At 73.4% G+C, this 11,187-nt stretch carries 8 protein-coding genes and 2 tRNA genes; all 10 read left to right on the top strand.

The genetic code is table 11. The features are described from left to right. The first annotated feature begins 89 nt into the window (after positions 1-89). The 10 genes from ACRX5S_RS14080 to ACRX5S_RS14125 all read left to right on the top strand — a co-directional run bounded on the left by ACRX5S_RS14080 (position 90) and on the right by ACRX5S_RS14125 (position 11,119). Positions 90-3,662 (top strand): DUF5682 family protein, encoded by a 3,573-nt coding sequence (locus ACRX5S_RS14080; protein WP_436773255.1) that lies wholly within the window; start codon positions 90-92, stop codon positions 3,660-3,662. Next, positions 3,659-5,830 carry a hypothetical protein gene (locus ACRX5S_RS14085; protein ID WP_436773256.1) on the top strand — a complete coding sequence of 724 codons (2,172 nt, stop codon included), beginning with the start codon at positions 3,659-3,661 and terminating at the stop codon, positions 5,828-5,830. Before ACRX5S_RS14080 ends, ACRX5S_RS14085 begins: the two co-directional genes overlap by 4 nt. Before the next feature lie 83 nt (positions 5,831-5,913). Continuing rightward, positions 5,914-5,986, top strand: a tRNA-Thr gene (locus ACRX5S_RS14090). Positions 5,987-6,033: 47 nt separating this feature from the next. Continuing rightward, positions 6,034-6,106: transfer RNA gene (locus ACRX5S_RS14095), tRNA-Met, on the top strand. Between the two features lie 81 nt (positions 6,107-6,187). Continuing rightward, positions 6,188-6,352 carry a 50S ribosomal protein L33 gene (gene rpmG, locus ACRX5S_RS14100; RefSeq protein WP_006604855.1) on the top strand — a complete coding sequence of 55 codons (165 nt, stop codon included), beginning with the start codon at positions 6,188-6,190 and terminating at the stop codon, positions 6,350-6,352. A 180-nt stretch (positions 6,353-6,532) separates the two neighbouring features. Continuing rightward, the gene (locus ACRX5S_RS14105; RefSeq protein ID WP_436773257.1) at positions 6,533-7,045 is read left to right on the top strand and encodes an FAS1-like dehydratase domain-containing protein; all 513 of its coding nucleotides are present in this window, start codon (positions 6,533-6,535) and stop codon (positions 7,043-7,045) included. A gap of 1 nt (position 7,046) precedes the next feature. Continuing rightward, positions 7,047-7,475 (top strand): MaoC family dehydratase, encoded by a 429-nt coding sequence (locus ACRX5S_RS14110; protein WP_436773258.1) that lies wholly within the window; start codon positions 7,047-7,049, stop codon positions 7,473-7,475. 15 nt (positions 7,476-7,490) lie between these two features. Then, positions 7,491-8,555, top strand: coding sequence for a UDP-N-acetylmuramate dehydrogenase (locus ACRX5S_RS14115; protein ID WP_436773259.1), 1,065 nt, complete (start codon positions 7,491-7,493; stop codon positions 8,553-8,555). A gap of 283 nt (positions 8,556-8,838) precedes the next feature. Then, on the top strand, positions 8,839-9,444 hold the full coding sequence (locus ACRX5S_RS14120; protein WP_436773260.1) for a TetR/AcrR family transcriptional regulator: 606 nt from the start codon (positions 8,839-8,841) through the stop codon (positions 9,442-9,444). Between the two features lie 208 nt (positions 9,445-9,652). After that, the gene (locus tag ACRX5S_RS14125; RefSeq protein WP_436773261.1) at positions 9,653-11,119 is read left to right on the top strand and encodes a DHA2 family efflux MFS transporter permease subunit; all 1,467 of its coding nucleotides are present in this window, start codon (positions 9,653-9,655) and stop codon (positions 11,117-11,119) included. The last annotated feature ends 68 nt before the right edge of the window (positions 11,120-11,187 follow it).

Below are 11,187 nucleotides of genomic sequence, written 5' to 3' on the forward strand. Positions count from 1 at the left end.
GCGGACCCGCACAAGCCCCGGCCGAGGGCGACCGGGGCGCGGAAGGTCGGCTCGCGGATGAGCGAGCCGGAGAAGGCGAGGCACGGAGTATGAGTGAGCGCACGGCGCCCGGCGACGCGGTGGACCGGCTCGCGGGCGCGGACCGGCCGTACCTGATCGGCGTACGGCACCACGCGCCGTCCCTGGCGGCGGCCATGCCGGCCCTGCTCGACGCCGCACAGCCGGACGTCGTGCTGGTCGAACTCCCGGCCGACCTCCAGGACTGGGTGCCGTGGCTGGCACACCCGGAGACGCGCGCCCCCGTCGCCCTGGCGGGGGCGGGGCCGCACGGGCTCGGGTTCTACCCGTTCGCGGAGTTCTCCCCGGAGCTGGCCGCCGTGCGCTGGGCGGCGCGCCACGAAGTCCCGGTCGTTGCCTGCGACTTGCCGCTGGCACACCGGGGATGGGCGGAGGCCGCCGCGCCCGCGGAGGTCGACGGGCCCGAGGCATCCTCGGACCCGGCACCCGGCGGCGACCCCGGGCCCGGGGTGCACCAGGCCCTCACCCGCAACCTCACCGGCCGTCCCGGCGAGGACCTGTGGGACCGGCTGGTCGAGGCCGCCGCCCCCGGGTCGTCGGCGGAAGCCGTACGCCGGGCGGCGCTCGCCGTCGGGTGGGCGCTGCGCGAGGACGCCGTGCGCATGCGCGGCGTCGACCTCCTCGACCTGCGCCGCGAGGCGTGGATGCGGCGGGCGCTGCGCGAGGCGACCGCCGACGGGCAGCGGGCGGTCGCGGTCGTGGGCGCCTTCCACACGCCCGGACTGCTCACCGAGGACAAGGACGAGGCAGTCGAGTTCCCGGGGGAGGGCGACGGCGCGGAGGTCGTGACGTCGTTCGTGCCCTACACGTACGCGCTGCTCGACGAGCGCTCCGGCTACCCCGCCGGGATCCGTGACCCCGAGTGGCAGCACGAGGTGTACGAGGCCGCGGGGGACCCGAACGAGCTGTACGGAGTGCTCACCCGCGCCGCGACCCGGCTCAGCGTCGAACTCCGGGCGCAGGGCCACGCGTCGGGTCCCGCGGACGCCCGCGAGGTCGTCCGGGTCGCCGGGGACCTCGCCCGCCTGCGCGGCCTGCCCGCCGCCGGACGCGGCGAACTCGTGGAAGCCGCACAGACGGTGCTCACCCACGGCGAATCGCTCGGCCGGGGGCGGGCGGTGGCCCGCGCACTCGAACGCGTGCTCGTCGGCACGCGCGCCGGACGCCGGGCCCCCGGCGCGCCGAGGAGCGGACTCGGCCCGGCGGTCGAGGCGGCGCTCGCCGAACTCGGCCTGCCGGGACCGCACGCCGCGAACCCGGCGGAGGAGCGCGACATGCGGCTCGATCCGCTGCGCACCCCACTGGACCGCCGCCGCGAACTGCTGCTCAGGCGCCTCGCCGTGTGCCGCATCCCGTATGCCGAGGCCGACGAGGTGGTCGGGGCCGGTGGGGCGGACGCCCTGACGACACGCTGGAGGATCCGCTGGTCACCGTCCACGGCGGCCATGCTGGACGTCGCGGGCGTGCGCGGCGTGACCCCCGAGCAGGCCGCCGAGGGCGTACTGCGCGACCGGCACCGCCGCGAGTTGGAGGAGGAGGGGCCGACCGCCGCTCAGGTGTTGGCCGGTCTCGAACAAGCCGCGGAATGCGGGCTGGAGGTGCTTGCCGCCGAACGGGTGCGCGAGGTGGGCGAGATCCTGCCCGCGTACGCATCGCTGCCCGAACTCCTCACGGGATTGGCGCTGTTGGACCGTGTGGGCGCTGGGCACATACCGGGGCTGGACCAGGCGCCGAAGGAACTACCTTCCATCGCCGCAGACTTGACGGCAGCGGCGGTCCGGCAGATCGACGGGCTGGCGGGCTCCGAGGACGTGGTCGACGCCCGTGCGCTGGTCGAACTCGCCGGGCGGGCCGACGCGTTCGGAGGCGTACGCCTGACGGACGCACTGGCTCGGCTGGCCGCCGACGGGGCGCCGCTGATGGCCGCCGCGGCGGGGGCCGTGCGGGTCATCCTGGGCCAGGAGGAGGCCGGGGCATTCGGGGAGCGCGTGGCGTCCTGGCTGGACGACGCGACGACGGGGGAGCGGCGGGCCGATCTGGTGCGGAGGCTCACCGGCGTGCTGACGGCGGCCGGACCGCTGCTGGAGGCGGGCGGCGCGGCGCTGGATCCGCTGCTCGCCCGGGTGGTGGAGCTGCCCGACCGGGACTTCCTGACCCGTCTCCCGGCGCTGCGCGGCGGGTTCGACGCACTCTCCCCGGCGGCCCGGGGACGGGTGCTGGCGGTTGTCGAGGAGCGCCTCGACGACCGGATCGAGACCGAGACGTCGGTGTCGCCGGAATCGCTGGCCGCTTGGACGTCGGCGGACCTGGCGGCGCGGACGGTGCTGACGGGACGGGGTCTGTGGCCGCCGCGGCCGGGGGAGGCGGTCGGACGATCGGACGCTCCCTGTGGACTACCCGAGGCAGCGGAAGGTACGGCTCTGCCAAACCCCCAAGGTGGGGGCCTGGAACAGAAATCGCATGATCACACCGCCCTTGCCCCGCAAGCGCGGTGGCGGCTCGTGCTCGGTCGCCGCACCGACCCCCGCGACTCCCGTGCCGGGCGGATCGGAGCGGCCCTCGACGAGCTCTACGGCACCGGCCGCGGCGAAGGCTCGCGCGGCGATCTGGCCGTGCCCGCCAACGGCGGCGGCCGCGAGGCCGCGTACCCGTCGGCGCGCGACTGGTCCGAGGACCTGGCCGCGCTCTTCGGGCCGTCCGTGCGCGAGGAGGTCCTCGCCGCCGCGGTCGCCGCCGGACGCCGCGACGCCATCACCGAGCTCGACCCCGCGGCCGCCCAACCCTCCGTCGACCTGCTCCGCGCTGTACTCGAACACGCGGGTGGCCTCCCGGAGTCCCGCATCGCGGCCCTGCGCCCGCTGGTGGACCGCATCGTCGCGGAGCTCACACGCGAACTCGCCACGCGGCTGCGCCCCGCTCTCGCGGGCGTCACCATCCCGCGCCCGAGCCACCGCCCCGGCGGCGGCCTCGACCTGCCGCGCACGATCCGCGCCAACCTCGCCACCGCCCGCCGCGAGCCCGGCCCCGGCGGCCGGGTCACGGTGATCCCGGAGAAACCGGTCTTCCGCACCAAGGCCAGGCGCACGGCCGACTGGCGACTGATCCTGGTGGTCGACGTGTCCGGCTCGATGGAGGCGTCGACCATCTGGTCCGCGCTCACCGCGTCCATCCTCGCCGGAGTCCCCGCGCTCACCACGCACTTCGTGGCGTTCTCGACCGAGGTGGTCGACTTCACCGACCAGGTGCACGATCCTCTCGGGCTGCTCCTCGACGTGCGCGTCGGCGGCGGTACGCACATCGCCGCCGGGCTGCGCTACGCCCGCGAGCTCGTCACCGTCCCGTCCCGCACGCTCGTCGCCGTCGTCAGCGACTTCGAGGAGGGCTGGCCGCTCGGCGGACTGCTGGGCGAGGTGCGCACCCTCGTCGGATCCGGCTGCCACGTCCTGGGCTGCGCGAGCCTGGACGACCGGGGCAAGCCGCGCTATTCGACCGCCGTCGCATCGCAGTTGGTCGCGGCCGGGATGCCGGTCGCGGCCCTCAGCCCGACCGAACTGGCCCGCTGGGTAGGGGAGAAGGTCCGTTGAGCACACCAGACGTGGTCCTTGCGTCGGTCGCGGTACGTCCCGGCGTCGTGGCCGACATCGTCGAAGCACTCCCACCGCGCCTGCGCAAGCGGCTGGACGGGGCTGTGGACAAGCTCCTCGCCCGGCCGATCACCCGCGACGGCGACACCGTGCGCATCGCGGTGGACGACGACGCGGACCTCACGCTGAATGCCCCCGGCGGCGTCGTGCGTACGGCCGAAGACGTGGTGTGCGCGTGCCTGTTGGCACCGAGCTGCCTGCACCGCGCCGCCGCCGTGTCGGCGCTGACGGTGTCGCTGGACGACGATCCCGACGATGCGCCCGACGACGCCGCCGGAGCCGCCGACGCGGGCCCCGATCCCACAGTGGTTGACGGCCCGTCCACCGCCGAGACTCCGAAAGTCGGACAATCACCCGGCGCCGGTGGACGGCCGAACGCCCGCGCCGCGACGACTCCACTAAACCCCCAGGTCGGGGGGCCGGATGAAAAGTCGGACGATCGCACCGCCACCACGCCCGCCCAACACGCCGCCGCCCACACCCTGTGGAAGGCCGCCGCGCTCGTCCTCGACGCCGGAATCCCCGGCGCGGGTGCCGTCCAGCAGGCCGAACTCCTGCGCGCCGCCCACTCCGCGAAGCTCGCCGGACTCCACCGCGGCGCCGCCGCGGCCGTCTCCGTCACCACCGCCCTCCGCGCGGCCCGCGCCGAAGACCCCGCCCACCGCCTCCTGGACCTCGCCGAATCCCTCCGCGAACTCCTCGACACCGCCGACCAGTTGACCTCGTCGGCCGCATCCGCCGAACTTCTGGGGACGGCACGGCAGGCGTACGCCCACTCGGGATCACTGCGCCTGTACGGCCTGTTCACCGAGCCCCTGCGCACCGCCTCGGGGCATGCGGGCGTCGTGACGTACACCCTCGGCCCGGACGGCGCGCTCCGCACCGTCTCCGACGTCATGCCCGGCACCCCGGACCGCATCGCCGGGGCGGCCGCGCGCGCCGTACGCATGGGCGACACCGCCCTCGACCACCACGCGCTGACCCGCGCGGGCCTGCTGGTCTCCGGGGCCACCGAGTCCGCGACGGGCCGCCTCGGCGCCGGCGCCTCGGTGCGCGCCGTCAGCGCGTCCGGCGCCGCGTGGCACGCCGAACCGCTCGCCGCGCTGTGGGCCGAACCGCCGTCCGTCCAGGTCGCCCGCGTCCTGCGGGCCCGTGAACTGCCCGCGGACGCCCGCCGCGCCGGTGCGGAACTCCTCTTCCTGGACGTCGAGATCCTCGGGCCCATCGCCGCGTCGGCCGCGTCGGGCCAGGGCGATCGGGTGGCGGCCCGCTGCCTCGGCACGGGGACGCCCGTCCAACTCCTGGTCGCCGACGACCACCCGGCCCTGGCGTACCGCGACAACATGCGCCTGATCGCCGGTCACCGCGGGCTGGCCCTGAGGCTGATCGGCCGGCTCGAACCGGGAGCAGACACGGCCGTACGCGTCCTCGCAGTCGCCCCCGCCCCCACACCGGACGTCCCCGCGACCGACATCCCTACATCGGACACCCCTACATCCGACGCTGCTGCACCCACCCCTACACCCGACACCTCTACACCCGACACGGCCATCGACACGTCCGCTCCCGTCACCCCCGCCGCCGACAGCCCCGCCGAAAGCCCCGGCCACAGCCCCACCGCGGCAGGCACCCCCGTCCTCACCCTCGCCCCCGCCCTCAAAGGCCGCGTCAACCTCGGCCTCGACCGCCTCCAGCGCGCCGACTTCACCGGCCCGGCGGAGCACGCCGCGACCGCTGGTCACACCGGCGTACGCCCCTCCCCGCCACCAACCGCCACCCTCGCCCCGCCGCACACCGACGAGGCACCCGTGTACCTCGTGCACCGCCAGGTGGAACGCGCCGTCGCCGGCGGCCGCCCCGCCGTCGCCCTCGCCGGTACGCTCGCGCGCGACACCGCCCGCCTACGCCGCGACGGCCTCAGCACCGGCGCCGACCTGCTGGAACACCTCGCCGCCTCGGCCGCGGACCGGGGCCGCGACGTCTTCGGACGGCTCCTCCCGGCCGACACCGACCGCCTCGCGCGCGCGTGGCTGGCGACCGCGGGCTACGCGCGCGCGGTGGACGCGGCCCTCACCGCACGCGCCTGGGGTCCGCCAGGGGAGCTCTGACCTGCGGCCGAACATCCGCACCGGGGCGGGCGGGTAACCGATTTCCGATGCAGGGCATAGGCCGTGTATGGTTTCACCTGCTCGCCCCAATAGCTCAGTCGGCAGAGCGTCTCCATGGTAAGGAGAAGGTCTACGGTTCGATTCCGTATTGGGGCTCTGACGAGGAAGACCCCGTCCAGGCAATGGGCGGGGGCCTTCGTCGAGGCGGCGTAGCTCAGTCGGTAGAGCAAGCGGCTCATAATCGCTGTGTCACCGGTTCAAGTCCGGTCGCCGCTACCCAAGGAGCCGATGTGGGGGATACCCCAGGTCGGCTGCTTCTGCTGAAATCACATCCGCGACTGTCAGGAAGGCGCTCCCGTGGCTGCCACAGATGTCCGCCCGAAGATCACGCTTGCCTGCGTGGAGTGCAAGGAGCGGAACTACATCACCAAGAAGAACCGGCGTAACGACCCGGACCGTCTTGAGATGAAGAAGCACTGCCCGCGCTGCAACTCCCACACGGCGCACCGCGAGACCCGCTGACGCCGGTCCGCGCAGGCGGCACCGAGCACCCAGGCATTCGACGAGGCCACCCCGCATCCGGGGTGGCCTCGTTCGTCGTACGGCCGCACCATTCGACACGCGCTCGGCACCGCGGCACCGCGTCACCCCACTCGGCATTCACCCGGCATTCACATCGGCTTCGTTGGAGGCGACCCTCGGATGGCGCTGGATCCCAAGTTCATCGGGCGCACGTACCCGCCCACCGCCCCGTACGAGGTGGGCCGCGAGAAGATCCGCGAGTTCGCCGACGCGATCGGCGACGCGAACCCCGTCCACCGCGACCCGGCGGCCGCCGCGAAGTTCGGCCACCCGGACGTCATCGCGCCGGTGACCTTCCCCATCGTGATCTCGCTCGGGGCCGCCGAGCAGATCGTGATGGACCCCGAACTGGGGCTCGACTACTCGCGCGTCGTGCACGCCGACCAGCGCTTCACGTACGCCCGCCCGGTGCGCGCGGGCGACCGCCTCGTGGCCGTCGTCACCGTCGAGAACATCAAGACGATGGCGGGGAACGACATCATCACCACCCGCGCGGACATCGCGACGGTGGACGGCGAGCACGTCGTGACCGCCCGCTCCACCCTCGCGGCGCGCGGCACCGCGGACGCCGGGACCGCGGCCGACAGCACCGCCGACACCACCGCCGAGACCGCCAAGACCGGGGAGAACTGACGTGGCCGCAGGCATCAGCTACGACGACGTCGAGATCGGCACCGAGCTGCCGCCGCAGTCCTTCCCCGTGGAGCGCGCTGACCTGGTCCGGTACGCCGGCGCCTCGGGCGACTTCAACCCCATCCACTGGAACCCGCGCTTCGCGGTCGAGGTCGGCCTGCCGGACGTCATCGCGCACGGCATGTTCACGATGGCCGAGGCGGTCCGCGTCGTGACCGACTGGGTGGGCGACCCGGGCGCGGTGGTCGAGTACTCGGTGAAGTTCACCCGTCCGGTGGTCGTTCCCGACCCCGACGGAGCGGTGGTCCAGGTGACCGGCAAGGTCGCGCAGAAGCTGGACGACCGGCGGGTCCGCGTCGACCTCCACGTCACGTGCGGGGACGCGGGCAAGGTTCTCGGCGTCCCACGCGCCGTGGTGCAGCTCGCCTGACCGTACGCTGTCCGGGTGCAGCATCTCGCCGATTCACCCCTCGCCCCGTTGACCACGCTCCGCCTCGGCGGCCCGGCCCGCCGTCTGTACGAGGCGACCACGACCGCCGAACTGGTCGCCGTCGTCAAGGACGCCGACGACCACGGCACGCCGCTGCTGCTGATCGGCGGCGGCAGCAACCTGGTCGTCGGTGACCAGGGGTTCGACGGCATCGTCGTGCGGATCGCCACCAAGGGGCACTCGCTCGGCGCCAACGGCCTGCTCAGCGCGGACGCCGGGGTCCGCTGGGACCACCTGGTCGAGACCGCGGTCGACGCGGGCTGGGCCGGCATCGAGTTCCTGTCCGGCATCCCCGGCAGCGCGGGGGCGACGCCGATCCAGAACGTGGGGGCCTACGGCCAGGAGGTCGCGGAGACCGTCGCGATGGTCGAGGTGTACGACCGGCGCTCGGGGCGCATGGAGCTGCTCGACCCGTCCGAGTGCGGGTTCGCGTACCGCGACAGCGTCTTCAAGGCGCCGGAGAACGCAGACCGCTACGTGGTGCTGCGCGTGCACTTCCAGCTCCGCGCCGAGGGCGGCGCCTCCGCTCCGGTGAAGTACGCGGAGGTCGCCCGTGCGCTGGGCGTCGAGCAGGGCGCCGGCGTGCCGCTCGCGACCGCCCGCGACACGGTGCTCGGACTGCGCCGGGCCAAGGGCATGGTGCTGGACGAGGCGGACCACGACACGTGGAGCGCCGGGTCGTTCTTCACCAACCCGATCCTGACCGAGGCGCAGTTCGCCGACCTGACGCGCCGCGCGGCGGAGCGCCTGGGCGACGGCGCGGAGCCACCCCGCTATCCGGCGGGGGAGGGGCTCGCGAAGACCTCCGCCGCGTGGCTGATCGAACGCGCCGGCTTCACCAAGGGCTACGGCACCGGCCCTGCCCGCATCTCCACCAAGCACACCCTCGCCCTCACCAACCGCGGCTCCGCGAAGACCGAGGACTTGCTGGCCCTGGCCCGCGAAGTCCGTGACGGCGTACGAGAGTTCTTCGCCGTGGACCTGATCAACGAGCCGGTCTTCATCAACGCGACCCTGTAGGCCGCCAGCCCTACTTCGGCGGCACACGCCACCACCCCGATCGCCACGCCGCGCCCTGGCCGCCGCCTGCCCACAATCCCGCCCCGCGCCCCTCTATGCCGAAGCACCCCAATCGCGCCCTTCCCCGCCGACGCGGCATCACCGCGCCCCTTCCCCCCGAAGCGCCCCAACCGCGCCCTTCCCCGCCGACGCGGCCCTACCGCGCCCCATCCCCCCGAAGCGCTTCGAATTCGTCCCCGATACCGCTTGACGACGCTAGTTATTGAGTAATAACTTACTTCACATGGCAGCCCCCACCAGCACCAAAGGAGCCGGCACCGTCCGGATGAGCGCCGATGAGCGGCGGATCGCGGTCATCCGCGCCGCGCTCTCCGAGTTCGCCAAGGGTGGCTTCCACGGCACGTCCACGGCCGCGATCGCCAATCGCGTCGGTGTCTCGCAGCCGTACTTGTTCCGCCTGTTCGACGACAAGAAGGCGCTCTTCCTCGCCACGGTGGAGCACGGCTTCCAGCGCGTCGAGCAGACGTTCGCCGGCGCCACGAAGGGCCTCCGGGGGCACGAGGCCATCCACGCGATGGCCCATGCGTACCAGGACCTGCTGGACGCGGACTCGGACCTGCTGCGCATCCAGCTCCAGGCGTACGTCGCCGCGCACGACCCGGAGCTGAAGCCGCAGATCCGGAAGTTCTGGGACAGCCTCGACGCGCTCGTCCGCGACATCACCGGGGCGGACGCCGAGGTGATGACCACCTTCTTCGCGCGCGGCATGCTCTGCAACGTGATCGCCGCCATCGACCTGCCCCGTGAGCGCTACTTCGGCGACTTCCTCGGCGAGGACGGTCGCGAGGTGGAGTGCGAGCGGTGCTGGGCGACCAACGCGCCGGACTGAGCCGCGCCGCCCTCGTCTTCCCCGCCCACGCCGCACCCCCACCCACCCCTCTGCCGTCCCTCTTCGCGCCCCCGGGCCCGTCCCCCGTGCCCCGGGAGAGGTGTGCCCGGCAAAGTTAGTCATCAATAACTCAGCTTCGCGTCAAAAGTTAGTAATCAATAACTATCCGATCGGCCCCGCCCGGCCGACGAACCGTCAGGGGATGAACATGAGCCCGACCCAGGCGCCACCCGCCGGAGGTTCCCGCACCGTGCTGTGGACCTTCCTGGCGTCCAGCTTCGCCCTTTTCATGGCCAGCCTGGACAACCTCGTGGTCACCACGGCAATACCGTCCATCCGCGACGACCTCGACGCCGGGATCTCCGAACTCGAATGGACGGTCAACGGCTACACCCTCAGCTTTGCCGTTCTCCTGATGCTCGGCGCCGCACTCGGCGACCGCTTCGGCCGCCGCCGCGTGTACGCAGCGGGGATCGGCGTCTTCACCTTCGCCTCCGCGCTGGCCGCCCTCGCGCCGAACACCGAGACCCTGATCGCCGCCCGCGCCATCCAGGGTGCCGGGGCCGCCGCGATCCTTCCGCTGAGCCTCACGATCCTGACCCGGGCGGTGGCGCCCGAGAAGCGCCCGATGGCGCTCGGCCTGTGGGGCGGCATCAACGGCCTCGCCGTCGCCCTGGGCCCGCTGGTCGGCGGCGCCATCGTCGAAGGCGGGTCCTGGCAGTGGATCTTCTGGATCAACGTCCCGATCGGCCTCGTCCTGATCCCGCTGGTCCTCCGCAAGGTCGAGGAGAGCCACGGCCCGTCCGGACGCCTCGACATCACCGGCACCGTCCTGGTCAGCCTCGGCATGCTCGGCGTCGTCTTCGGCCTGGTCCGCGGCGAGGGCCACGGCTGGACCAGCGCGACCGTGCTCGGCCCGATCGCGGCCGGCGTCCTGTTCCTCGCCGCGTTCGTCGCCCACGAGCGCCGCACCCCGCAGCCGATGCTGCCGATGGCGATGTTCCGCAACCGCGCCTTCACCGCGCTCACCCTCTCCGGGCTGCTGATGTTCGCGGGCGTGTTCGGCTCGATCTTCCTGCTGACCCAGTACTTCCAGGGCGTCCAGGGCTACTCCGCGCTCGGCGCCGGGCTGCGCATCCTGCCGTGGACCGCGATGCCCGTCCTGATCGCCCCGCTGGCCGGCCCGCTCGCCGCCCGTATCGGCGGACGCCCGCTCGTCGTCCTCGGTCTCGCGCTCAGCGCCGCCGGTCTGGCCTGGTTCGCGGTCACCGCGTCGCCCGACGTGACGTACGCCGAGCAGATCCCGGCCCTGATCCTCTCCGGCGTCGGCATGTCGCTCTACTTCATCCCGACCGCCAGCCTGCTGATGGCCTCGGTCCGCGCCGAGCAGCAGGGCGTCGCCTCCGGCGCCAACAACGCGATGCGCGAACTCGGCGGCGTCCTCGGCGTCGCGATCCTCGCCTCGGTGTTCTCCGCGCAGGGCGGGTTCGTGTCGCCGCAGGACTTCGTGGACGGACTCGTTCCGGCGCTGTGGGTGGGAGTCGCCCTCGCCGCCGTCGGATCGCTGACCGCCGCCCTGATCCCGCGCGGCGGTGCGGACCGCGTCCAAACCGGGCCCAAGGGCCAGGACACCGCCGCCGACGCGGGCACCGCGAAGGTCCCCGTCACGGCCTGACCCGACCGCACGCCGCGGACGACCGCACAACGCGAACGCCCGGTGGGGGGGACCTCGGACCGAGGCCG

The organism is Yinghuangia sp. YIM S09857 (assembly GCF_051388915.1).
In the GTDB taxonomy this organism is placed as follows: Bacteria; Actinomycetota; Actinomycetes; order Streptomycetales; family Streptomycetaceae; genus Yinghuangia.